Annotated in this window: 21 protein-coding genes; 15 read left to right on the plus strand and 6 right to left on the minus strand. The window is 52.1% G+C overall.

Going from position 1 to position 25,165, the window contains the following annotated elements; translation table 11 throughout:
- The 7 genes from ACQY8X_RS09575 to ACQY8X_RS09605 all read left to right on the plus strand — a co-directional run.
- Window positions 1-828, plus strand: an 828-nt coding sequence (locus ACQY8X_RS09575; protein WP_428034920.1) for a CmpA/NrtA family ABC transporter substrate-binding protein, incomplete at its 5' end; no start/stop codon positions are given.
- Window positions 829-931: 103 nt separating this feature from the next.
- Window positions 932-1,915: an ABC transporter permease gene (locus tag ACQY8X_RS09580; protein WP_428034921.1), complete on the plus strand. Its 984-nt coding sequence runs from the start codon at window positions 932-934 to the stop codon at window positions 1,913-1,915.
- Between the two features lie 18 nt (window positions 1,916-1,933).
- Window positions 1,934-2,833, plus strand: a complete 900-nt coding sequence (locus ACQY8X_RS09585) for an ABC transporter ATP-binding protein (protein ID WP_428034922.1) — start codon at window positions 1,934-1,936, stop codon at window positions 2,831-2,833.
- 371 nt (window positions 2,834-3,204) lie between these two features.
- Complete coding sequence (locus ACQY8X_RS09590) at window positions 3,205-4,578, plus strand: NAD(P)/FAD-dependent oxidoreductase (protein WP_428034923.1); 1,374 nt, start codon at window positions 3,205-3,207, stop codon at window positions 4,576-4,578.
- Complete coding sequence (nirB, locus tag ACQY8X_RS09595) at window positions 4,575-7,121, plus strand: nitrite reductase large subunit NirB (protein ID WP_428034924.1); 2,547 nt, start codon at window positions 4,575-4,577, stop codon at window positions 7,119-7,121. Before ACQY8X_RS09590 ends, nirB begins: the two co-directional genes overlap by 4 nt.
- A gap of 16 nt (window positions 7,122-7,137) precedes the next feature.
- Window positions 7,138-7,473, plus strand: a complete 336-nt coding sequence (gene nirD / locus ACQY8X_RS09600) for a nitrite reductase small subunit NirD (RefSeq protein WP_428034925.1) — start codon at window positions 7,138-7,140, stop codon at window positions 7,471-7,473.
- Between the two features lie 91 nt (window positions 7,474-7,564).
- Entirely contained in the window at window positions 7,565-10,231 is a 2,667-nt protein-coding gene (locus ACQY8X_RS09605; protein WP_428034926.1) for a molybdopterin-dependent oxidoreductase, read from the plus strand.
- 5 nt (window positions 10,232-10,236) lie between these two features.
- Here ACQY8X_RS09605 and ACQY8X_RS09610 read toward each other — a convergent pair whose 3' ends face one another.
- A complete protein-coding gene (locus ACQY8X_RS09610) occupies window positions 10,237-10,632 on the minus strand; it encodes a diacylglycerol kinase (protein WP_428034927.1) in 396 nt (131 codons plus the stop codon).
- A gap of 86 nt (window positions 10,633-10,718) precedes the next feature.
- Between ACQY8X_RS09610 and ACQY8X_RS09615 the strand changes: the two genes are divergently transcribed.
- From ACQY8X_RS09615 to ACQY8X_RS09630, 4 genes are all read left to right on the plus strand, one after another.
- Entirely contained in the window at window positions 10,719-11,405 is a 687-nt protein-coding gene (locus ACQY8X_RS09615) for a class I SAM-dependent methyltransferase (protein ID WP_428034928.1), read from the plus strand.
- 196 nt (window positions 11,406-11,601) lie between these two features.
- Window positions 11,602-11,820 carry a hypothetical protein gene (locus ACQY8X_RS09620; protein WP_428034929.1) on the plus strand — a complete coding sequence of 73 codons (219 nt, stop codon included), beginning with the start codon at window positions 11,602-11,604 and terminating at the stop codon, window positions 11,818-11,820.
- Between the two features lie 402 nt (window positions 11,821-12,222).
- Window positions 12,223-14,151: an FAD-dependent monooxygenase gene (locus tag ACQY8X_RS09625; RefSeq protein WP_428034930.1), complete on the plus strand. Its 1,929-nt coding sequence runs from the start codon at window positions 12,223-12,225 to the stop codon at window positions 14,149-14,151.
- A gap of 154 nt (window positions 14,152-14,305) precedes the next feature.
- Window positions 14,306-15,058, plus strand: a complete 753-nt coding sequence (locus ACQY8X_RS09630) for a helix-turn-helix domain-containing protein (RefSeq protein ID WP_428034931.1) — start codon at window positions 14,306-14,308, stop codon at window positions 15,056-15,058.
- Between the two features lie 241 nt (window positions 15,059-15,299).
- Here ACQY8X_RS09630 and ACQY8X_RS09635 read toward each other — a convergent pair whose 3' ends face one another.
- Together ACQY8X_RS09635 and ACQY8X_RS09640 are read right to left on the minus strand one after the other, a co-directional pair.
- The gene (locus ACQY8X_RS09635; protein WP_299200542.1) at window positions 15,300-15,860 is read right to left on the minus strand and encodes a dTMP kinase; all 561 of its coding nucleotides are present in this window, start codon (window positions 15,858-15,860) and stop codon (window positions 15,300-15,302) included.
- The gene (locus ACQY8X_RS09640) at window positions 15,838-17,136 is read right to left on the minus strand and encodes a B12-binding domain-containing radical SAM protein (protein ID WP_428034932.1); all 1,299 of its coding nucleotides are present in this window, start codon (window positions 17,134-17,136) and stop codon (window positions 15,838-15,840) included. Before ACQY8X_RS09640 ends, ACQY8X_RS09635 begins: the two co-directional genes overlap by 23 nt.
- 469 nt (window positions 17,137-17,605) lie before the next feature.
- On the opposite strand from ACQY8X_RS09640, the gene ACQY8X_RS09645 reads away from it, so the two are divergent.
- From ACQY8X_RS09645 to tal, 4 genes are all read left to right on the plus strand, one after another.
- Window positions 17,606-18,046 (plus strand): hypothetical protein, encoded by a 441-nt coding sequence (locus tag ACQY8X_RS09645; protein ID WP_428034933.1) that lies wholly within the window; start codon window positions 17,606-17,608, stop codon window positions 18,044-18,046.
- The gene (locus tag ACQY8X_RS09650) at window positions 18,037-18,393 is read left to right on the plus strand and encodes a hypothetical protein (protein ID WP_299200549.1); all 357 of its coding nucleotides are present in this window, start codon (window positions 18,037-18,039) and stop codon (window positions 18,391-18,393) included. The genes ACQY8X_RS09645 and ACQY8X_RS09650 overlap by 10 nt, the downstream gene beginning before the upstream one ends.
- A 315-nt stretch (window positions 18,394-18,708) precedes the next feature.
- Complete coding sequence (dusA, locus tag ACQY8X_RS09655; RefSeq protein WP_428034934.1) at window positions 18,709-19,722, plus strand: tRNA dihydrouridine(20/20a) synthase DusA; 1,014 nt, start codon at window positions 18,709-18,711, stop codon at window positions 19,720-19,722.
- A 26-nt stretch (window positions 19,723-19,748) separates the two neighbouring features.
- The gene (gene tal, locus ACQY8X_RS09660; RefSeq protein ID WP_428034935.1) at window positions 19,749-20,705 is read left to right on the plus strand and encodes a transaldolase; all 957 of its coding nucleotides are present in this window, start codon (window positions 19,749-19,751) and stop codon (window positions 20,703-20,705) included.
- A gap of 241 nt (window positions 20,706-20,946) precedes the next feature.
- Here tal and ACQY8X_RS09665 read toward each other — a convergent pair whose 3' ends face one another.
- The 3 genes from ACQY8X_RS09665 to ACQY8X_RS09675 form a co-directional block, all read right to left on the minus strand.
- Complete coding sequence (locus tag ACQY8X_RS09665; protein WP_428034936.1) at window positions 20,947-22,404, minus strand: NAD-dependent succinate-semialdehyde dehydrogenase; 1,458 nt, start codon at window positions 22,402-22,404, stop codon at window positions 20,947-20,949.
- A gap of 111 nt (window positions 22,405-22,515) precedes the next feature.
- The gene (locus ACQY8X_RS09670; RefSeq protein WP_428034937.1) at window positions 22,516-23,724 is read right to left on the minus strand and encodes a CaiB/BaiF CoA transferase family protein; all 1,209 of its coding nucleotides are present in this window, start codon (window positions 23,722-23,724) and stop codon (window positions 22,516-22,518) included.
- A complete protein-coding gene (locus ACQY8X_RS09675; protein WP_091356399.1) occupies window positions 23,724-24,911 on the minus strand; it encodes an acyl-CoA dehydrogenase in 1,188 nt (395 codons plus the stop codon). Before ACQY8X_RS09675 ends, ACQY8X_RS09670 begins: the two co-directional genes overlap by 1 nt.
- Between the last annotated feature and the right edge of the window lie 254 nt (window positions 24,912-25,165).

Consider the following 25,165-nt stretch of genomic DNA (forward strand, 5'->3'; position numbering starts at 1 on the left):
CGTTACTGGCTGGCCGCCGGTGGTATCCACCCTGGTTATTATGCCCCGATGCGCGGCGATACAGCCGGACAGATCGATGCGGATGCCCTGCTCTCTGTGACGCCGCCACCGCAGATGCCCTCCACCATGGAAGCCGGAACTATTTTCGGCTATTGCGTTGGCGAGCCCTGGAACCAGCAGGCGGTATTTAAAGGCATCGGTGTACCGGTCATCACCGACTATGAGATCTGGAAAGACAACCCGGAGAAAGTGTTTGGGGTATCCAAAGCCTGGGCTGACCAGTATCCCAACACCCATATCCGCGTGGTTAAAGCGATGATCCGTGCGGCCAAATGGCTGGATGACAATAACAACGGCAACCGCCCTGAAGCGGTCGACATTCTCTCCCGTCCGGAATATGTCGGTGCCGATTACGATGTCATTGCCAACTCCATGACCGGTACCTTTGAATATGAGAAGGGTGATAAGCGCGACGTACCTGACTTCAACGTCTTCTTCCGTCACAACGCCACCTATCCTTACTACTCCGATGCGATCTGGTATCTGACCCAGATGCGCCGCTGGGGGCAGATCGCTGAGCCAAAGTCTGATGAGTGGTTTATGGAAACAGCGAAGAAGGTTTACCGCCCGGACATCTATGCCATTGCCGCAAAAGAACTGATTGCAGAGGGTAAGCTGGAGGCCAGCGAGTTCCCTGACTTTGCCACTGAAACCGGCTTCAAGGCACCTCAAACCCAGTTTATCGATGGTGTCACCTATGACGGTCATCAGCCGAATGACTATCTGACTAAGTTTAAGATCGGCCTGAAACCCGATAGCAAAATTTAAAACTCAGTCCGGCCACTTAAACATAAGTGGCCGGATAAAACCACGCACCACCCCCTGAAGAAAACCAAAGGGTCGCGGGTGAGCGCCCCGTTGGAGAGTAACTATGAGTAGCATCGCACTGAAACTGTTAAAGCCATTAGGCTTGCCAGATAAGCTGAATCTGGCGGCGCTGATTAAAGCATTGGTTGTACCCATGAGCGGTATTCTGATCTTCCTGTTTATCTGGAATGTCGGTGCCCGGAATATCCATACCTCGCTGGGGGAGTTTCCTGGCCCCGCACAGGTGTATGAGCAGGGCCTTAACCTGCTGGATGAACATAACAGAGAACGTCAGAAAGAGGCGGATTTCTATCAGCGCCAGGATGATCGCAATGCTAAAAAGCTGGCGAAAAATCCCGACGCAGAGATCAAGATCCGCGCCTATACCGGTAAAGCGACCTTTATCGATCAGATCGGCACCAGCCTGATCACGGTGCTGGCGGGTTTTTTTGCCGCTTCGCTGATCGCTATTCCCGCGGGCATTGTGATAGGGCTGAATAAAACCCTTTATAGTGCCTTTAATCCGGTGATTCAACTGTTCAAACCGGTGTCCCCCCTGGCCTGGCTTCCGCTGGTGACAATGGTGGTCAGTGCCGTGTATGTCAGCGATAACCCGATGTTTGCCAAGTCCTTTATTACCTCACTGATCACCGTGTCGCTGTGCTGCCTCTGGCCCACTCTGCTGAACACCGCTGTCGGTGTCTCTAGCATCAGTGCCGATCTCAACAATGTCAGCAAGGTGCTGCGGCTGTCGTGGTTAACCCATGTGGTCAAGATTGTTATCCCCTCCGCGATTCCGATGATTTTCACCGGTCTGCGGCTGTCACTGGGGATCGCCTGGATGGTGCTGATCGCCGCCGAGATGCTGGCGCAAAACCCCGGGCTGGGTAAGTTTGTCTGGGATGAGTTTCAGAACGGCAGTTCCAACTCTCTGGGACGGATTATGGTGGCGGTGCTGGTGATCGGCCTGATCGGTTTTATGCTCGACCGCATCATGCTGATGCTGCAAAAGAAAGTCTCCTGGGATAAGACCCAGGAATTACGTTAACCGGTCAGGAGAAAGATCATGGCAACTAAAACACATCTGGAGCTTACCGGTGTCGATATTGACTTCCCGACGCCTAACGGCCCGTTCAAAGCCCTGAGCAATGTTAACCTGAAGATCGAACGGGGCGAATTTGTTTCCCTGATCGGTCATTCCGGTTGCGGTAAATCCACCGTACTGAATATCGTTGCCGGTTTGTATCAGGCCACCCAGGGCGGCGTGCTGCTGGATGGTAAAGAGGTGAATGAACCCGGTCCGGAACGTGCTGTCGTGTTTCAGAACCACTCCCTGCTGCCCTGGCTGACTGCGTATCAGAATGTCGAACTGGCGGTCAAGCAGGTGTTTAAGCACACTAAATCCAAGGCGGAGATGAAGGAGTGGATCGAACATAACCTGCATCTGGTGCATATGGATCACGCGATGCATAAACGTCCGGATGAGATCTCCGGCGGCATGAAACAGCGGGTCGGTATCGCCCGGGCACTGGCGATGGAACCCACGGTGATGCTGATGGATGAACCGTTCGGTGCACTGGACGCGCTGACCCGAGCACATCTGCAGGACTCACTGATGGAGATTCAGGCCGACCTGAACAACACCGTGATTATGATCACCCACGATGTTGACGAGGCAGTATTGTTATCTGATCGCATCGTGATGATGACCAACGGCCCGGCAGCCACGGTGGGTGAGATACTTGAGGTGAAACTGGAACGCCCGCGACATCGTCTGGCGCTGGCGGATGATCCCGAATATAACCACTATCGCGCTGCGGTTTTGAGCTTCCTCTATGAGAAACAGAGAAAGCCAGGCGAAGGCAATGCAGCTCCGGTGACAACGGACACAAAGCAGAACTCAGTTGCAGCGACCGCGGAGGAAACTGCGGCAAAGACGGTGCTTGCGGATGAACAGGCCGCCTGACGAAAACGCTTTGATGATCAATTTCAGCCCGGCAACTGCCGGGCTTTTTTTCGACTGGCTGTTTACTGCAGTTATCTCGTTCCCACGCTCCTGCGTGGGAATGCATACACCCCCTGAAGTTACCTTTCTGTGCACGCCAGGCGGTATTCGCCCCAACACAGTGCAACAAACCGGGGAAATTTGATTAGGAAAACAACTTAAATAGATTAAGACATTGATTTATATACAATTATAAATTTCAGGCACACTCCCTGCTATATACAGAGAGCCTATCTTAGGCTTCTCATATTTTTTTGGACAATGGTGTTCATCCTCCAGTACTTCGCACTCGTACTGGTCGGTGAATGCCATTTTTTTTTTGGATTTTTTTTATGCCCAAAGCAGATCTTATCATTATCGGTAACGGCATGGCCTGCGGCCGGTTGCTGGACGAGATTCTGAAACGGGATGCGGATCGCTTTCGCATCACCGTGTTCGGTGCTGAAGGCTATGCCAACTATAACCGCATTATGTTATCCCCGGTGCTTGCCGGTGAGATCACCGCAGAACAGATTGTTACGCACTCAGAGCAGTGGTATCGGGATCATCAGATTACCCTGCACAGTGACGATCCGGTGATTGAGATTGATGCAGAGAACCAGACACTGACCTGTCAGAGCGGCAGCCTGTTCAGCTATGACACACTGGTATTAGCCACCGGCTCTGAACCGGTTATTCCGCCTGCAGCCCGAGACTGTGATCTGGAGGGCATCCTCAGCTTCCGTAATCTGAAAGATATTGAGCGGATTATGCAGAAAGTCCGTCAGAGCCGTCATGCTACCGTGGTCGGTGGCGGTTTACTCGGGCTTGAAGCCGCCTGGGGGCTGCGTCAACAGGGACTGGAAGTCACCGTCATCCATCGTGGCGGCTGGTTGCTGAACCGGCAGCTGGACCCGGCAGCCGGAGAACTGTTAAAGCAGTCGCTGGAATCACGGGGTATCCGCTTCCACCTCAATGCTGAAATCCACCATTTCGCTACTAACCCGGGAATATCTTCTGATGAGAGCTCTGCCCTGCTGTCTGCAGGCTCAAAAAGCAAAGCATCGCCAACCCCGAAAACACTGCAGAAAGTCACCCTCAGCAACGGCACGGAAATCAACACCGATCTTGCCGTGATCGCCATCGGCATCTCCCCCAACCACCAGCTGGCGAAGATCAGCGGGCTCGATTGCGACCGGGGGATCCGGGTTAATGACCGGATGCAGAGCTCTCATCAGAGGATATATGCCCTGGGCGAATGCACCCAGTTTGGCAACCACACCTTCGGCCTGGTCGCTCCCCTGTGGGACCAGGCAGCAGTACTGGCCGACCAGCTGTGTCAGACCGCCGATAGCCGCTTCAGTGTCCAGCCCTGCGCCACCAAACTGAAGGTGTCCGGCATCGACCTGTTTTCCGCAGGCGAGTTTCTTGACTCCCCGGAGACTGAATCGGTGGTCTGTCAGGACAGCAGCAGTGGTGTTTACCGCAAACTTATTTTCCGCAACCAGGTACTCACCGGCGCCGTACTTTACGGCGCAGTTAACGACGGTAACTGGTATTTCGAACTGATTCAGCAGTCGCAGCAAATACAACATCTGAGCCCGGACCTTATTTTTGGCCGACGCTATTGCGACGCTGAATTAATCACCCCTTTAACCCCAGCCGGTGTCGAAGAGATCCCGACTTCAACACCTGAATTACGTCTGGCAACAGGAGCAACCCTATGAGCAAAACAAAACTGGTTATCGCCGGAAACGGTATGGTTGGCCATCAGTTTCTTCAAAGCCTGGCAGACAGCGGCCGCTTACATGATTTCGACGTCACCGTCTTTTGCGAAGAAACCCGGCTGGCCTATGACCGGGTGCATCTGAGCGCTTACTTCTCCGGTGCAACCGCAGAAGATCTGGCGATGGGCAATGCCGACACTTATCGCAGCTGGGGGCTGACTGTACTCACCGGTGAAACCGTCACCGGGATCGACAGAGAATATAAATCGGTAACCACCGACAAAGGCCGCGAACTGAGCTATGACAAGCTGGTGCTGGCAACCGGGTCCTATCCGTTTGTGCCTCCGGTTCCCGGTCATGACCGCCCGCAATGCCTGGTGTATCGCACCATTGATGATCTCGATGCCATCGCCGCCGCCGCAAAAAACTCTAAAGTCGGCACCGTGGTGGGTGGTGGTTTACTGGGGCTGGAAGCGGCTAAAGCACTCACCGATCTGGGACTGGAAACCCATGTGGTGGAGTTTGCTCCGCGTCTGATGGCCGTACAGCTGGATAACGGTGGCGGCGCGATGCTACGGCAGAAGATCGAAGCACTGGGTGTGAAAGTGCATACAGAGAAAAATACTCAGCTGATCGATGCTGGTGAGCAGTGTTTCCACAAGATGAACTTTGCCGATGGTGAAGTGCTGGAAACCGACCTGATTCTGTTCTCTGCCGGTATCCGCCCCCGTGACGAACTGGCACGCCAGAATGGCCTGGAAGTGGGTGAACGTGGCGGCATTGTGATCAACAACGTCTGCCAGACCTCAGACCCATCGATCTATGCCATCGGTGAGTGTGCCCTGTGGAACAAGCAGATCTTCGGTCTGGTCGCCCCCGGTAATCAGATGGCGAAAGTGGCACTGTCTCACCTGCTGGGTGGAGCCGACAGTTTCACCGGCGCTGATATGAGCACCAAACTGAAACTGATGGGGGTAGATGTCGCCAGCATCGGCGATGCCCACGGCAACACGCCGGGATCACGCAACTACACCTTTGTCGATGAGCGTGCCGAGGTTTACAAAAAGCTGGTGGTGTCAGAGGATGGCAAAATTCTGCTGGGCGCTATTCTGGTGGGCGAAGCTGAACAGTACGGCACCCTGCTGCAATATATGCTCAACGGTATTCACCTGCCGGAATACCCGGACACCCTGATTCTGCCCAACCGGGGCGACGACAAACAAACTGGCCTGGGGGTTGCCGCACTACCAGAAACCGCGCAGATCTGCTCCTGCCATGATGTCAGCAAAGCGGATGTGCGTGCGGCACTCGATGGCGGCTGCTGCACCCTCGCCGATGTCAAAGGCGCTACCAAAGCGGCCACCGGTTGTGGCGGTTGCTCTGCCCTGCTAACCGATCTGGTGAATCACGAACTGGAGGAGATGGGCGTCGAAGTTAACCGCGACCTGTGCGAACACTTCCCTTACACCCGTCAGGATCTCTATAACATCATCCGCATCGAAGAGATCCACAGCTTTGATGAACTGCTGGAAAAACATGGTCGCGGCCATGGCTGTGAGATCTGTCGCCCGGCGGCGGGCAGTATTCTGGCCTCCTGCTGGAACGATTATATCCTGACGGAAAACAACGTCAGCCTGCAGGACACCAACGATACCTTTATGGCGAATATGCAGAAGGATGGCACCTATTCGGTGGTGCCCCGGGTGGCGGGCGGCGAAATCACCGCCGATAAGCTGATCGTGCTGGGCCAGGTAGCAAAGAAATATAACCTCTATAGCAAGATTACCGGCGGCCAGCGGGTCGACCTGTTTGGTGCCCGGCTGGAGCAACTACCGGATATCTGGCAAGAGCTGATCGACGCTGGATTTGAAACCGGCCACGCCTACGGTAAATCGCTGCGTACCGTTAAATCCTGCGTTGGCAGCACCTGGTGCCGTTTTGGTGTGGATGACAGTGCCGGTCTGGCGATCGATCTGGAGAACCGTTACAAAGGTCTGCGCGCACCGCACAAAATCAAATTTGCGGTGTCCGGCTGCACCCGTGAATGTGCTGAAGCACAGAGCAAGGATATCGGCGTGATCGCCACCGAAAAAGGCTGGAACCTCTACGTCTGCGGTAACGGCGGCATGAAACCCCGCCACGGTGACCTGTTTGCCACCGACCTCGACCGGGAAACTCTGGTGCGTTACATCGACCGCATCCTGATGTTCTACATCAAAACCGCCGACCGTCTGCAGCGCACCTCCGTCTGGATGGAAAATATGCAGGGAGGTCTGGACTACCTGCGTCAGGTGATTATCAACGACAGCCTGAGTCTGGGCGAAGAGCTGGAGCAGCAGATGGAACATATTGTTGCCACCTATCAGTGCGAATGGAAAACCACCCTGGAAGATCCGCAAGCACTGAAACGATTCCGCCATTTCGTTAACTCCGACGCCCCTGACAGCAATGTCGTCTTTGTCGAGGAGCGCCAGCAGATTCGCCCGGCGACCCCACAGGAAAAAGCTGAAATTCAGGCGGAACCGATCAAACTGGTTAGTTGAGAACGAGGAAGAGAAGATGACTACACAAGCCCACTGGACTGCCGTATGCAGCCAAACCAACCTGGTGCCTGATTCCGGTATTTGCGCCCTGCTGAAAGAGACTCAGATCGCGCTTTTCTATGTTAAAAAAGAGCAGACAGTGTTTGCCATTGCCAACCATGACCCGTTCAGCCAGGCAAATGTGCTGTCACGGGGTCTGATCGGTTCAAAAGGTGACGACCTGTTCGTCGCCTCACCGGTCTATAAGCAGCACTTCTGTCTTAAAACCGGGCGCTGCCTGGATGATGAAACCACCCAGATTCAAACCTGGCCTGCGCGGATTGAGAATGGGCAGGTCGAAGTTCTTTTTTAAAGCTCTTTTTTAGAGCTCTTTAAGAAGGTTCTTTTAGAAAGCTCTTTTAGAAGGCTCTTTTCTAAACACCGCTATACAGGAAATTGTATTGATGATGACCACTGCAGCCAGCCCGCAAACCTGCGAGGTAAAAACCACCTGCCCTTATTGTGGAGTGGGCTGTGGTGTTAATGCCAGGGTCAGTGATAACCGGCTGATTGCCGTCAGTGGCGACAAGAGTCATCCCGCCAATCTGGGACGTCTGTGTGTTAAAGGGTCCGCCCTGCATGAAACAACCGGACTTGAGGGGCGCTTGCTGCAACCACAAATTAAGGGACAACCCGCTTCATGGGAGCAGGCGATCAATAAAGTCGCCCAGGGGTTTAAGGAGATCATCGCGGAACATGGCCCCGATGCTGTGGCATTGTATCTTTCCGGGCAGATTCTCACTGAGGACTATTACGTTGCCAACAAGCTGATGAAAGGCTTTATCGGCTCGGCCAATGTCGATACCAACTCCCGCCTCTGTATGTCCTCTGCCGTCGCTGCCCACAAGCGGGCATTCGGTGCCGACCTGGTGCCCGGCTGCTATGAAGACCTGGAGCTGGCCGATCTGTTGCTACTGGTCGGATCGAATACGGCCTGGGCACATCCGGTGGTCTATCAACGAATTGTAGCGGCTAAAAAAGCCCGCCCAGAGATGAAGATCGTGGTGATCGACCCCCGTCAGACCGCCACCTGCGATATTGCCGATCTGCATCTGCCACTCAAACCCGGCAGCGATGGCTATCTGTTTACCGGACTGCTGAGTTATCTGGCGGACAACAGTGCTCTGGATGCCGCCTTTATCGACAACCACACCGAAGGTTTTGACAACGCCCTGCTGGCGGCGAATCAGCTGACCGGCAGTGTGGCAGAATCCGCCCGCCTCTGTGGTCTGAATGAGGCCGAGCTGGGTCTGTTATATGACTGGTTCAGCCGCACCGAGAAAGTTGTCACCCTGTTCTCTCAGGGGATCAACCAGTCCTCCTCCGGCGTCGATAAGGGTAATGCGATTATCAACTGTCATCTGGCCAGCGGCAAGATTGGCAAACCGGGGGCAGCGCCCTTCTCCATTACCGGGCAGCCCAACGCCATGGGTGGCCGGGAGGTTGGAGGCCTGGCCAATCAGCTGGCGGCACATATGGATTTCAGTGATCCGGCCAATATCGCGCTGGTCGAGAGCTTCTGGGAAGCACCACAGATCGCCCGTAAAGAGGGCCTTAAAGCGGTGGATATGTTTCAGGCGGTCCATGATGGGCGCATCAAAGCGATCTGGATTATCGGCACCAATCCGGTGGTCAGTATGCCGGACGCCGACTTCGTCCGCGAGGCGCTGCAACGCTGCGAGTTAGTGGTGGTGTCCGATTGCATGGAAAAAACCGATACCACCGCCTGCGCCGATGTACTGCTGCCCGCCACCGGCTGGGCAGAGAAAGATGGCACTGTCACCAACTCCGAACGGGTTATTTCACGCCAGAAGGGGTTCCTCACACCGGCGGGCAATAGCCGCCACGACTGGCAGATTATCACAGCAGTCGCCAGAGCGATGGGCTTTGAAACGGGCTTTCGCTTCAGTTCACCCGGCGAGATTTTTACCGAGCATGCCGCATTGTCCGGTTTTCACAACAACGGCAAACGCTGCTTCGATATCTCGGGCCTGTCAGCACTTTCAGAACGCGAGTATGACCAGCTGAAACCGGTCAGATGGCCCTGTGTTAAAGGTAAACAACACAATCCCGTCAGATTATTCAGTGATGGACAATTCAACACCCCCTCCGGCCGGGCGCGGATGTTGCCGATCATGCCGGCAGCACCGCTGAATCAGACCTCGCCGGACTACCCTCTGATTCTCAACACCGGTCGTATCCGTGACCAGTGGCACACCATGACCCGCACCGGCAAAGCCAGTCGACTGCTGAATCATATCGACCAGCCCTTCGTCGAGCTCTCTACAGCAGACGCAGAAACTTACGCCATTATTGAGAATGATCTGGTCGAGATCGCCAGCACACAGGGACGCTGTGTGGTTCGCGCAAAGATAGCCCCGGGACAACCCGCAGGCTCACTGTTTATGCCGATCCACTGGAACGCGCAGTTTGCCTCTCAGGCACGGGTAGACAGTTTGTTTGCCTCGATAAAAGACCCAATCTCCGGTCAGCCGGAAGCAAAGCACTGCCCGGTCACTATTCGCAAACTGAATACGCTTTGGCAGGGGGTGCTGATCAGCGATAAAGAGCTGACTGACCTGCCCTGTGAATACTGGTGTAAAGTGCCGCTGGAAAAGGGATTTCGTTATGAACTGGCGGGCTTAACCCTGCCGCAAAACTGGCCCTCATGGCTGGAAAATCAGCTTGAGATTGGCACTGACCGGATAGAACTGAACTCATCAAATAACTACCGTCTGGCCTGCTTTAACGCGCAACAGCCACAACTGCTGTTTTTCGCCTCCAGCGACCAGATATCGAAACAGGCACTGCCCAACAGCGCCTGGCTAAGTAAACAGTTTGCTCAGACCACCAGCACGGCGGCTCAGCGGATGTCACTGCTGGCCGGAAAGCCAGTGGATAATAGTGATGATGGGGGCGCTATCATCTGCAGCTGTTTTGAAGTGGGGGAAAAACAGATCCGCCAGGCGATCAGTCAGGGCGCGACGAGCACCGACGCACTGGCGGCCAGGCTGAAGTGCGGCAGTAATTGCGGCTCCTGTCTGCCGGAGATCAGAGCGCTGCTGAGCTGATTTTGTTAAAACAGCGCTTTGACGACATCCAGATAACCATTATCCCAGGCAACACCGGCCCACACCACCCAGGTCATATTGAGCATCATAAACACCGCAGCAGACCCCATATCTTTAGCCCGCCCGGCCAGTTCGTGATATTCCGGTCCCCAGCGATCTACCACCGCCTCTATCGCTGAGTTAACAATCTCAAATGCCAGCACCAGAAAACAGCAGGCCAGCAACAGTGCCAGCTGAATACCAGACTGGGCCAGCCAGAAGGCGGCGGGCAGCATAACGACAGCCGCACAGACCTCATAGCGAAAAGCGGGCTCTTCCTGCCAGGCCGCTTTAATCCCCTGCAGGGAATATTTCGTAGCAAAATAGAAACGTTTAACACCGGTGCGTTTGATCTGATGCATCTGAATAGCAACTTTTAGTTTGCGAAGTCGGCATTAAAACATGAAAATAATGACACTACTATGGTCAGCGGGTCGCTGTAACAAAGATGCAAAATACCACTGAATATCTACGCCGCCATCACGGTGGCAATGGCGATAAAGCCGCCGAAAAAACCGTTCAAAGCTACGCTAAAAATCATGATGCGGATTTTCGGCTTTTCTGGGAAAGTCATTGCGCCGCGCACCTGTCTGACCACGCATCAGTGATCGATCTCGGCTGCGGTACCGGCCTGTGGCTTAATGAACTGGCGCAAACTTATCCACAGGCAAAACTGACCGGCTTTGAGCTGGCCCCCTACATGCTCAACCGGATGGACAGCCTGGCGAGCAATGTAGAGATCATCAGTGATGACCTGAACAACCCCTCAACGGAGTTAGCCAATCACTCGGTAGATGTCGCCCTGGCGAATCTTTTAATCCATGAGCTGCACCAGCCGGTGACGCTGTTCTGCAAACTGCGCCGCTGGCTGAAGCCCGGTGGCGTTTTTATCCTCTGCGATATGGTGCGCCAACCGCTGGCGGATTATCTGCAACATCAGTATGCCGATATCGACCTGGCAAGCCAGACGCCGGACTACACCGCTCTGGTAGATGCATTTCAACATTTTCAGGAACATAACCGCTATCACCCTGAGGATATTACCGCGCTGCTGCAACAGTGTGGTTTTGAAATTTCAGCCGTTGAAACCTTTAAAAAGGGCCGCGCGGTGAGAATAGCTGCAATATCAGTTTAAAAACAAATGGTTTGAATGCTATAGTTAGCCTCCCGCACAAACCGTTCAGAGATAATTCAAACGCTGCTTAATAGCTGACGGCAAAAAACCGCCTCTGGCAAGCTGTGCGTGGTCTACCATGGATGTATAAGTCATCTGCAACCACTGCAGAAACGTAAGGATTAGATCGTCTCTCTCAGGAAAATTTAAATATCCAATGCTTAGTAATGAAGTAGATGAAAAACTGAGTCATCTCAGTCTGGAACAGTTAAATAATCTGCTGGAAAGAGTTAAACAGAAAACCGCAGAGAAAAAGCAGGCCATTAAAGCCGCCAGCAAAGCGCCTCCCCGTACCCAAAACGATATTCAGAAACTTGCAGAACTTCAGGGGCTTGATCTGAGTGGTCTGATGCGGGAAATCTCCAAACGGCAATAACCTAAATCGAAACAGGATCGCTGATAAAACTGCGCCACAAAAAATAACTTTTCAGCGTGGCCTTAATGACAGACAAGCGTAATCTCCCCACAGCTCCCTGATTTATTTTCACGGATTAAATCAGGGAACAAAATGCTGCACTACAAAAAACAACTGGCTGTCAGGCCAGTGCTCACCCCTGCCCGAACATAGCGCTCAATACCCTAAGTTGAATACCGTAGCTGGATTGCGGCTTCCGGTCAGCATGCTTATAGCGGCCCCTCAGTTGTCCCCATTTTCAGAGGACAGGCTCTGCGAACTTATCCACGTAAACTGCACACCATCGATCAATGATGAATGCCAACAATCGACTTACAAAAACAATACCGGCCAGCCAATATGCTGAGCTCAAAGGATTATGTGATGCAGTATCATCTCAATGGTTTTAAACCCGGCAACTATCAGATTGCCGATTCAGCCCGGCAACCCGCTAGTCCACCACCGATGGTGGACCTGCCAACCGAGGTGGACGTTTTAATTGTCGGCTGTGGCCCTGCAGGCCTGGCGCTGGCACGACAGCTGTCGGAGTTTGCCGATATTAAAACCTGTATCGTTGAACAGAAACCCGGGCCACTGTTATTTGGTCAGGCGGATGGCATATCCTGTCGCACGATGGAGATTATGGAAGGGTTTAACAGTAGCGAGTTGCTGGTGAAAGAGACCTACCAGCTACACCAGAATGCCTTCTGGGAGCCGGATGCCCAACACCCTGAGAACATTAAGCGAACCCACAAAGTGCGCGATGCACGCCTGGGTCTCTCCGAATTTACCCATGGGGTTGTTAATCAGGCACGGCTGCACGATATCTTGCTCGAAGGCATGGCGAACTCGGTAACGCACCTTATTCCACATTATAACCGTCGGCTGCTTGAGCTGGAGGTTGATAAAAGTCTCACCCAAAATTTGAGTGCGCACCCCATCACCGCCACCTTTGAACGCAAAGATGCAACGCCATCATCCAAAGTAGAGACCATTAAAGCCCGCTATGTTGTCGGTTGTGATGGCGCAAGAAGTGCGGTGCGTAAAAACCTGGGAATTGAGCTACAGGGAGACTCGGCTAACAAAGCCTGGGGGGTGATGGATGTTCTGCTGGTCACCGACTTTCCGGACATCCGGGTGAAAAGCTTTATCCAGTCGAAAGACAACGGCGCGGTAATGATCGTCCCCCGCGAGGGAGGCTACCTGGTCCGCCTCTATGTCGAGCTTGATCTGCTGGACAAGGGTCATAGAGCGGCCGAACTTAATCTGACTGTCGACGATATTATCGCCAAGGCGAAACTGATCCTGAATCCTTATCAACTGGATGTTAAGGAGGTCGCCTGGTGGTCAATCTACGAAGTGGGTCAGCGTGTTGCTGAGAGCTTTGACGACACCCCGGCCGGTAATCCGCAAGGCCTGATTCCGCGAGCGTTTGTGGCTGGCGATGCCTGCCATACACACAGCCCCAAAGGGGGTTGGGGCCTGAATACGTCGTTGCCTGACACCTTTAACCTTGGCTGGAAACTGGCCGCTGTGTTGCAGGGCAAATCTGATCCCCGGTTGTTGCAAACCTACGAAGCAGAACGACGCAAAGTCGCCTTTATGCTGATCAATGCTGACCGTGAAATGTCAGCCCTGGTCGCCACTCGCCCAACGGCAGACAAAAATTCACAGCCGGTCAAAAAGAGCACGGCAGATATCGAGCAATTCGTTGCCCGCCAGAATGGCTTTATTGCCGGTACATCGATTGGCTACGATCAATCCTATCTCTGTACCGGCCACGAAAACCAGCACCTGGCAACTGGCTTTCATATCGGTGAACGCTTCCATTCGGCCAAAGCGGTTCGCCTGGCGGATGGCTGCCCCGTGCACCTGGGTCACCTGAATAAAGCCGATGGCCGCTGGCGTCTCTTTATCTTTGGCAGTCAGCAATCCCCTCTGGAGGCAACCTCCGACTCAGCCAGACTGGTCGACTTCCTGGCAAACGCTGCAACCTCACCGGTGCAGAAATATACGCCTGCTGGTGCAGATATCGACTCGGTGATTGATCTCTATGCAGTATTCCAGCAGCAAGATCTGTCAATCGAAGCGATGCCTGAACTCCTCTGGCCTGCCAAGGGCAGGTACGGTTTGAGAGATTACGAAAAGATATTCCGCACTGATCAGGCTATGGATATTTTTGAGCAGCGGGGTATCGATCGCACCCGCGGTTGTATGGTGGTGGTGCGACCCGATCAGCATATTGCCACGATCCTCCCTCTCAATGGATATGATCAACTGAGTGCGTTCTTTGATGCTTTTATGCTTCCCTAAGCACAGCTTTAAAGCGCCTCTCAGGTAATTATTCAGGAGGCGCTACCCCACTCACGAAGAGACACTGTAATCAGAAGGTTGATCACCCCCTGCTGCGTGAGTTAATTCAGCTGTAGCACTATACTTGGCTTTATTTCCGCTATCAGAGGTCAATATGCACGGCTCACGAGATATTTGGCCAGATATAGCTGAGCAGGTTGCAGGCTGCATTGACCGGCTCGGCAGCGGTGAGTTTTATCCCCGCTTCTTTCAGATGATGAAAACCCTCGCCCAGATCGATCAGTATATGGTGTTCGAGTTCTCCCCCAATGGTGATTACGCGACCTGTCGACTGGCGCATAATGTCGAGCGTCCTGATCTGGGACTCCAGCTGGCTTCCCTCTACCTGGATGGTGCCTATCTGGATGACCCGATGTTAAAAGAGCTGAAGCAGTCCGTCCTCTCCCAAGCTGACGCAGCGCCCTACCGCCTGTTGGCGAAACGGCAACTTCCTCCCGTTTATCGCCGACGCTTTTTTAACGTCCCCAACTTCGATACCAAGTTCTCATTAGTCGTGCTGGACCGAACCAGCCAGCATATCTTTTATGTCAACTTTTACAGTAAGAAGGAGGATGGCTTTGCGGAAGGTCAGCTTGATTCGCTGAAACAGGTCGCCTCACTGATAGGATCATTGCTGTTAAAACATTTCCGTGATGAACGTAAACAACGTGGCATGATTAAGTCCCTGCTCGCCTCGGGCCTTTCGGAGCGGGAAGCGCAGATCTGCGATATGATTCTGCAGGGCCATACCGCCAAGTCGACCGGTAATGCCCTTGGATTATCGGAATCGACCATTATCACCTACAAGAAAAGAGCGTTCAAAAAATTAAAGATCAGTCGCAAATCAGAACTGGTCCGGTTTGTGTGATGAGAGCCGGGCAATATCTTGCTTCCAGTGTGACAATACCATGATCTAGTCATAATTTAGTCTGAACTAATGTAGCTCAGACGCCAGATTTATCAATAGAAAACCTGAAACAGATCATTGAAGTTCTTACAAAATAATAATATCACCAAGAACTATTACGATCCGGCCTACCCCGATTTATCGGGATAAGCCAGCAGGAATTTTGACGTTAAGGTTTTCCTAAAAAATAGTACTTAATAAATTAGCTTAGATGACTTTGAATGCATGCATAAACCTGCGCAAGAGCCTCCTCTTCAGTCAACCCACTCAAATCTAGCTCCGTATCAATACGTTGCCGTAACTCAACTAACACCCGTTGACGAAAAATAGGATTCAATGTTTCCAAATCTTCATCGCTTGCCCCCCTCTTAATCAGGCGACTCTGGCGCTCCTGTTCGTCCAACGTCAGTAAAATAGTTAAATCAGGTTTTATAGATTTAGATAAGGACGCATCCAGGTCCATAGCTATACCTCGCGCTACGGCATAAGCAATTGTCGAAGCACTATAGCGGTCCATTACTACGTTTTCTCCGACTTGCCGAAAACTTGAAGCCTTTTCTCCTTCAGCTTGCACGGTAGCAGCATAGAAAAGCGCTCGTGCTATTTGGGATTGGCCCAACCCCTTGATGATTTTCTCTCGAATAAGCTGAAGCTCTGATCCAGGAGTGCTCATAAAGTTATAGTCATAATGATGGGCTAGCATCTTTGCCAGAGTTGTTTTGCCGACACCATCGAGTGCTTCAAGCACGATAAAAAATGCCATAATTCGATCCCTCCGGCTCATTAATAATACAACGTATGTTCGAAGCGTCTGCCAATGCTTTCATTTGTAGATACTCAGCGTGATTAAAGCTATTACTGGCGATGACATGTGGAATAGTTTCGTCTGTGGATTCCACTAACCCGAAACATTCTCTCTGTTTATCCAGCTCTGTTCCTCGCAAAATCATGAGAGGCCATGCGCGAATTTCTGGCACACCCTGACTCCGGCACCAGGCCAAAGAGCGCCCAAAGCTCTCGACAGTTTGTTCAGGTAACCCGTATATCAATGAAATTTCGAATGGGATGTTACGTGCTTTGAGTTTGTGAATAACTTTCTCGGCTATATCAAGTCGATTTGGCCTACCTATTAGCTTCCCCTCCTCTTGGATTGCAGTTTGTAAGCCAAACTCCAGCACAACTTCCAGTCCTTCAAGAGCATCCAGAAACTCATCTTTTACAGATTCAAACCGGCATTGGAGAGCAAGCTGAGCTGTCAAACCGACATCTCGAAATTGATTAAGAAGTTCAACGGTTCTAGGAGTGTCCAGATGAAAAATAGGATCCAAAATAGATATTCGTTTAACACCCGATTTAGCAAATAAATTCACTTCGTTCTGGATCCGAATAATATCTAATTGCTGCTCTTTAGTTTTAAAACGGTTTCCCGACTCTCTGTGTTGACAGAAGGAGCAACGGAATGGACATCCTCGCATTGTTTCCCAGCGTATGTTCTTCCCTGGGATCAGAATTCCTGTTAGCCACGGTGATGGTAAATCATTTAACGAATGCTCCGCTTTTTCGCCAAGGTCTTTTGTTCCAGAAAAATGAATACCTGCACTCGAGTGTATGCTTTCTGTCGCTAAGGAGACCATCGCTTTTTCACCATGACCTCGAACAAATATATCGGCATAAGGGTAGTTTAGTTCCAACTGCCCTACCTCCATGTAGGAAATTTGTGGTCCTCCCAATACCTGGGTTGCGTTAGTTACTGTCCGTACAGACTTCGTCAGTTGTTGTGTCTGCTGTTCATTCCAGATAAAAGCACCGATCCCAACCAAGCATTCATGACCTAAAGACTCCAATTCATTGATGGTTTCTAATACTCGCCGTTCCAGCGATAAATAGTCAAAATCAGGACTGTTAACCGCATCTTCAATGACTTGATACGGAATTTCTGCTGCTTTCAAAGATGCAGCAATTGATGCGATTCCAAGACTAGAGCGCCCGTCCTGTGGACGTTCCCAATCTAATGAAACAAGAACAATATGTTTTTTCATGATCGCACCTCACCACACATCTGCTTTGGTTAGATGCCAACCATAGTTATGGCAGCATTCGTACACGCTTAACCGCGCCCCACGCTCGTCATAGATACAATTAGCGCGTTTAATCGCCGCTCTATAGGAAAGATATAATTGCTTAGGCCGCCCATTACGATCTTTACAAGAATTACAGGTTTGACTAGGTGTATGCCGACTTTCAGGACATAAATGCCAGTGACCACAATCCTCACATGTATATGGAACCATAGAGTTTTGGTAGGTATTCAGTGCATAATCAGCAGCATGCACTGCTTCACTCTGAGTGAAGTAGGTTTTTAATGGATCACCAGTACGTTTGCTGGTGCAGTTATTGTAAGTCATTGCGTTATCTCCAAAGATTCAATCAATCTGTTTTGTGAAGTACAGATTGATATTGCAACACCCTTTGGGGACATCGTGGGACAGCAGAACAGGGACAAGTTTTATGTCTGAAGTTAGTAATGATTGCTTAACAATCACCTGTCCATCTTGCGATGGGGAAACTCGTATTCGTGCTATTGGAAATAATGCTGGCATCTGCAAAAGCTGCCAGACGAACTTATATGGCCGCAAATTCAAGCAAGTCAAACAACTATCGCAGGGCTTGATTGCTTTAAGTTGTCTTCTTGGTGGTGCCGGTATCAATGAGGTAATGACAGAAACTAGATTACCTGCGTTAGCGGAATACCGTTTGATGGATCTCTGTGTTAATGGTGATAGCAGGGTTTTGAAAAAGTCAATATATTCCAACAAACAGGAAATATGCAGCTGCATTGTCACAAAGGCAGTTGAAGATATAGATCTTACCTGGAAGGTTGTTTCAGCAGAACGATATACAAAATGGCTATTTGATTCGATGAAAGAGGCAGCCCCTCAATGTCGATAATTTCCAAAGAATCAGAGCGCGCTTCACCCGATGATATGAATGAACTTAGATCAGCACTGAAACATGCTGGTATCGATATCAGATCCTTTTGTGAATATTTAGCTGAGAGACTTGCCGAAGTTGGCCATGAAGAGGAGTCGATAGGAGAAAAATATCGAGGTTGGTTCAAGTCTGGACGATTTCCTGAAAAACAACTGTTAAAACAAATGTGGGAGCTTTTGTCTGAGCATGATGACTTCATAAAGTCTCAACAGGTTAAGCCTAATTATGTAAGAGGTATCATTGACAGTGAATTGGAACATGCATTAACCGAGCTTTCTAAAAATATTACTACTCAGTTAAAGTAGTCTTTTCTAAGGTTGGATATTCTCCAGACGACTAATTTTTTTTGTATATCAAAATATGCCAGCCCCACACCGCCCCCACGTTAGCAAGCGGCACTTTATCGAATGTTCTGCTTTCTTGTTATATAATCGCGCCTTTCCGCAGAATACGATTCCGAGTGTTATACGCAACAGATTCAGCCGCAGCGGTATGGGGTGTCAATAGTCAGCACTCAGTGCAACATGAACCACTGCAACATGAGTTCATGTTGCAATTTATGTTGCACTGTCTTCCCAAAAACACCTTAAAACAACCCAATCAGACCAAAAAATAGACCTTTGAAAACACCAGCCAAAACAAGCCACAGCCCAGCAACCCCGCGGAATACGCCGGATAGACGCTTTTCAGTTGCACCGATGATGGAGTGGACGGACCGGCATTGCCGTTATTTCCACCGGATTATCAGCCAGAACGCGGTGCTCTATACCGAGATGGTGACCACCGGCGCGCTGATTCATGGCGACCGGGAACGGTTTCTGCAGTACAGCCAGCAGGAACATCCACTGGCCCTGCAACTGGGTGGCAGTAATCCCGAAGACCTGACCACCTGTACCCAGATGGCCGAAGAGTTTGGTTATGATGAGGTTAACCTCAATGTGGGTTGCCCCAGCGACCGGGTGCAGAACAATATGATCGGTGCCTGCCTGATGGCCCATCCGGGTCTGGTGGCTGAGTGCCTGGAAAAGATGCAGTCCGCCGTGAGCATTCCAGTGACGGTGAAACACCGGCTGGGCATTGATGATATGGACAGCTATGAAGAACTTCATCATTTCGTCTCAATTGTCCGGGAATCCGGCTGTAAGACCTTTATAATCCATGCCAGAAAAGCGATACTTCAGGGGTTAAGTCCGAAAGAAAACCGGGATATACCACCGTTGAACTATGACTGGGTCTACCAGATAAAACAGGCGTTTCCCGATCTGGAAGTGCTGATAAACGGTGGCATCAAAACACTGGATGAAAGCAAAGCACATCTGCAGCATGTTGATGGTGTCATGATCGGCCGCGAAGCCTACCACAACCCCTATATGATGGCGGAGGTAGACAAGCTTTATAACCCGGACGCGGCAGTGAAAACCCGCTTAGAGATTATCGAACAGATGTACCCCTACATAGAAGAGCAACTGAGCCAGGGTTGCTATCTGGGCCATATTACCCGCCATCTGCTGGGCCTGTTTCACGGCCAGCCGGGCGGACGCCAGTTCCGCCGCTATCTGAGCGAGAATGCTCACAAGGCCGGTGCTGATGTCGACGTTTTGAAACACGCGGTTGCTAAAGTAGCTGCGTTCTAACAGATTATGGAATAAGGAATATATCAATGGAAAGCCAGCTGGATCAGCTTAAAAAGATGACCACCATTGTTGCCGACACCGGCGACATTAATGCGATCCGCGATCTGAAACCGGTGGATGCAACCACCAACCCCTCCCTGCTGCTGAAAGCCAGTCAGGACCCGGCTTACCGCCCCTATCTGGAACAGGCCAAAGCCTGGGCGCTGAGCCAGGGTGGCAGCGATGCCGAACAGCTGGCGAATATGACCGATAAGCTGGCGGTGTTGGCCGGTTGCGAAATACTCTCGCTGATTCCGGGTCGTATCTCCACCGAGGTGGATGCGCGCCTGTCATTTGATACCCAGGCAACGATCATTAAAGCGAAAAAACTGATCGGTCTGTATAACGAAGCGGGTATCGCTAATGAGCGGGTGCTGATCAAGATCGCCTCCACCTGGGAAGGGATCGAAGCGGCCCGTCAGTTGGAAAAAGAGGGTATCAACTGCAACCTGACACTGCTGTTTGGCTTCGCCCAGGCGGTGGCCTGTGCCGATGCCGGTGTGTTCCTGATCTCGCCATTTGTCGGGCGGATTCTGGACTGGTATAAAGCCAACAGCCCAGAGGGCACTGAGCTGAGCGGCTCTAAAGATCCCGGCGTACTATCCGTCAGCCGTATCTACAACTACTACAAACAGCACGGTTATAACACCGTGGTGATGGGTGCCAGCTTTCGCAACAGTGAAGAGATCCGCCAACTGGCAGGCTGTGACCGGCTAACCATCAGCCCCGGGCTGATTGAAGAACTGGCTGAAACCAAGCTACCCCTGGATCAGAAACTATTTGCCAGTGCTCCTCTCTGCAATGAAGCGAAAGTTGAAAACAGTGAACAGGCGTTCCGCTGGGCGATGAATGAAGATGCGATGGCCACCGAAAAACTGGCAGAGGGTATCCGCAACTTTGCCGCGGATCAGGTGAAGCTGGAGCAGTTGCTCAGCCAGCTATAAACCGGCTGAAAATAATCAACGCCTGATGCTAAAAAGCGTTTACCACAGTACCCAAAAGGCATGCTATACCCAAAGGGCATACTAGTTCACAGAGGACACGGAGAAGCATTGTTAACCAGCTTTTCTCTGTGCTCTCTGTGTCCTCTGTGGTGGATCTGTTTTATGCCCTAAAGGCCCCTGCTCCGGTACTCTCTTCCAGTACTCTCTGGCGCAAAGAGCCTTTTTTAACCAGTCAGTGCTGTTACAACCCGCCCACCAGCGTATATTTAATCTCCAGGTAGTCCTCCATACCGTACTTAGAGCCTTCCCGACCGGTACCCGACTCTTTGACACCTCCAAACGGGGCCACCTCGGTTGACAGAATACCATCGTTGACCGCTACCATGCCGTATTCCAGCGCTTCAGACACCCGGAACACCCGGGCATAATCACGGGTAAAGAAGTACGCCGCCAGACCAAACTCGGTGTCGTTAGCGATCTGCACCGCTTCCTCTTCAGTATCAAACCGGAACAGTGGCGCCACCGGGCCAAAGATCTCCTCATGGGCCAGACGCATATCCTTAGTGATATCAGCAACAATGGTCGGCTCGTAGAAATTGCCACCCAGTGCGTGGGGTTTGCCACCGGCAACGATACGCGCCCCTTTAGCCACCGCATCGTCAACCATCGCGGTCACTTTATCCAGCGCTGCCTTATTGATCAGCGGCCCCTGCTGAAATTCGCCTTGCGAGCAGTTACCCACCTGCAGTTTGGCAACCTCGGCGGCATAGCGCTGGGCAAACTCTTCATAGATACCACTCTGAATCAGCAGACGGTTGGCACAAACACAGGTCTGACCGGAGTTGCGGTATTTAGAGGCGATTGCGGCGGGCACCGCTTTATCGAGATCCGCATCATCAAAGATGATCAGCGGCGCGTTACCACCCAGTTCCATCGAGGTTTTCTTCACCGTGTCAGCACACTGACGCATCAGCTGTTTACCCACCGGGGTCGAGCCAGTAAAGGAGAGTTTACGCACCACCGAGCTATCGGTGAGGGTTTTACCCACTTCGATTGGACGCTTAGTGGTGACAACGTTGATAACACCTGCGGGAATACCCGCGCGGTCTGCCAGCTCCATCAATGCCAGCGCCGATAGTGGTGTATCTTCAGCGGGCTTGATAATCATGGTGCAACCCACTGCCAACGCAGGGGCACATTTACGGGTGATCATCGCATTGGGAAAGTTCCAGGGAGTGATCGCCGCGGTCACGCCGATCGGCTCTTTGGTGACGATTATACGTTTATCCGCTGCATGGGACGGGATAACATCACCGTAAGCCCGTTTTCCCTCTTCCGCATACCACTCGATAAACGACGCGCCATACAATACTTCACCGGCGGATTCTGCAATCGGTTTGCCCTGTTCAGCGGTCATCAGAATAGCGAGATCGTCTTTGTTGGCCACAATCAGTTCAAACCACTTACGTAACAGCACAGAACGCTCTTTCGCGGTTTTCTTTTTCCAGCTTTTAAAGGCAATATCAGCGGCGGCGATGGCGGCTTCAGTTTCTTCTGCGCCCAGATCTGGCACGGTGGCGATCTGCTCACCGGTGGCCGGATTCAGTACCGCATTGGTTGCGCCGTTCAGCGCATCGATCCACTGACCATTGACGTAGGCTTGTTGCTTTAGCAAAGAAGGGTCTTTCAGGGTAATCATATGTGACTCCAAAAACAGCAATGCCGCCCGCGAGTGATCTCCGGGCGCGCATCAGAATACAGAACGATAGATGAGCAATATACAAGCATCTTCACGGTCATTCACTGACGATCAGGCGATAACCTTTTGTGCTTTTAATTGTGTAATTTCCGCTTCGCTCAGCCCCAGAGTGGCCAGTACAGTATCGGTATGCTGCCCCAGTGTCGGTGGCGCGGCGTTGTACTCTATCGGCGTGTGCGAAAATTTCACCGGACTGGCAACACCCGGCACACTGCCACCCGACGGATGCGGCAGCTCGACCTGCATCTGCCGGTGTTTCACCTGAGGGTCAGCAAACACTTTATCCAGCGTGTTGATCGGCCCGCACGGCACCCCCTGCGACTCTAGGTTCTCCAGCCACCAGTCACTGCTGTGACTGCGCATCAGCTCGGCCACCAGCGGTGTCAGTTGTGCACGGTTTTCCACCCGCAGTGAGTTGGTGGCAAACGCGGGGTTATCCGCCAGCTCCGGCGCACCTGCCAGCGTACAGAACTTGGCAAACTGACCATCATTGCCCACCGCCAGAATAATATGACCATCGGCGGTCGGGAACGCCTCATAGGGAACGATATTCGGATGGGCATTGCCCAGACGCACCGGCGGTTTGCCTCCCACCAGATAGTTCATCGCCTGATTCGCCAGCGTCGCCACCTGGACATCCAGCAGGGCCATATCGATATGTTGTCCTACACCGGTTTCATTGCGATGCAGCAGCGCCGCCTGAATACCGTTACAGGCATATAAGCCGGTCATCACATCCACCAGCGCGACGCCCACCTTCATCGGCTGACCATCAGCCTCACCGGTGACACTCATCAGCCCGCCCATCGCCTGGATCATAAAGTCATAACCGGCCCGTTGCGCATAGGGACCATCCTGACCAAAACCGGTGACAGAGCAGTAGATCAGCCCGGGATTGACCGTTTTCAGGCTGTCATAGTCGAGACCATATTTTTTCAGGCCACCGACTTTATAGTTCTCGATAACTACATCGACCTCAGCCGCCAGACGCTTAATCAGCGCCTGCCCCTCAGGGGTGGTCATATCAATCGCAATCGAGTGTTTACCCCGGTTCGCCGCATGAAAATAAGCGGCGTCCGTGGGGTTACCCTCCGGGTCCTTCACAAACGGAGGCCCCCAGCCACGGGTGTCATCACCGCAGCCAGGACGCTCCACCTTAATCACTTCAGCACCAAAATCTGCCAGCATCTGGCCGGCCCAGGGGCCCGCCAGAATACGGCTGAGATCGAGTACTCTGATATGACTCAACGCGCCAGCCATCAGAAGAACGCCTGAATGCCTGTCATCGCACGACCCAAAATCAGGGCATGAATGTCGTGGGTACCTTCGTAGGTATTCACCGCTTCCAGGTTCATCACATGACGGATCACGCCAAACTCATCGGAGATGCCGTTACCGCCGTGCATATCCCGGGCAACCCGGGCGATATCCAGCGACTTACCACAGTTGTTGCGCTTCATCAGCGAGATCAGTTCAACCGGGCAACGATTGTCATCCATCAGACGGCCCATCTGCAGACAGCCCTGCAGACCCAGAGAGATCTCAGTTTGCATATCCGCCAGTTTTTTCTGCACCAGCTGGTTGGCAGCCAGCGGACGCTGGAACTGGATACGGTCGAGGGTGTACTGACGGGCAGCGGTCCAGCAGAACTCAGCCGCACCCAGTGAACCCCAGGCGATACCGTAACGGGCTTTATTGAGACAACCGAACGGTCCAGCCAGTCCCTCAACACCGGGCAGCAGGTTTTCATCAGGGACAAACACATCCTCCATGACGATCTCACCAGTGACTGACGCCCGCAGAGAGAACTTACCCTCTATCTTCGGCGCACTCAGACCCGGCATCCCTTTTTCCAGAACGAAACCACGTACCACACCATCCAGCTTCGCCCAGACCACAAACACATCGGCAACCGGCGAGTTGGTGATCCACATCTTCGCGCCTTTAAGGATGTAACCGCCATCCACTTTAGTGGCGCGGGTTTTCATATTGTTTGGATCAGAACCTACATCCGGCTCGGTCAGACCAAAGCAACCGATCCACTCACCGGTGGCCAGTTTAGGCAGATATTTCATCCGCTGCTCTTCGCTGCCGTAAGCATAGATCGGGTGCATTACCAGCGAGGACTGCACCGACATAGCCGAACGATAACCACTGTCGACCCGCTCAACTTCACGGGCCACCAGACCGTAGCACACATAGTTAACTTCTGAACCACCGTACTGCTCTGGCAGCGTAGACCCCAGCAGGCCGAGTTCACCCAGCTCCTGCATAATTTCGGTGTGGAAAATTTCGTTACGGTTGGCTTCCGTCACCCGCGGTAACAGCTGACCCTGACAGTAATCACGGGCGGCGTCACGCACCATCCGTTCCTCTTCGGTCAGTTGAGTCTCCAGGGAAAACGGATCTTCCCAGTTAAATGCAGGCTTTGTAGAAGATTTGCTCATGGAACACGCCTCTTGCTTCTCGTTATGTGCAGCCACCGCTTCTGAGAGCGATTTCCACTGGTTCAGTTAGAAATGATAGCAGCATATTGTTCATTATTTTTTACAAAATCAAGCCTAAACAATCAGGCTGATATCGATTTTGTCCTTATAGCGATACTACCTCTGACTCTTGTTACAGGTATATGCCCCAACCGGGGGAGGTTTAAAAGTATTCGTCACAGCCCGCCGCCACTCTGGGATGAGTTCTGCCAGCC

It is taken from the genome of Amphritea sp. (assembly GCF_050300915.1).
In the GTDB taxonomy this organism is placed as follows: Bacteria; Pseudomonadota; Gammaproteobacteria; order Pseudomonadales; family Balneatricaceae; genus Amphritea.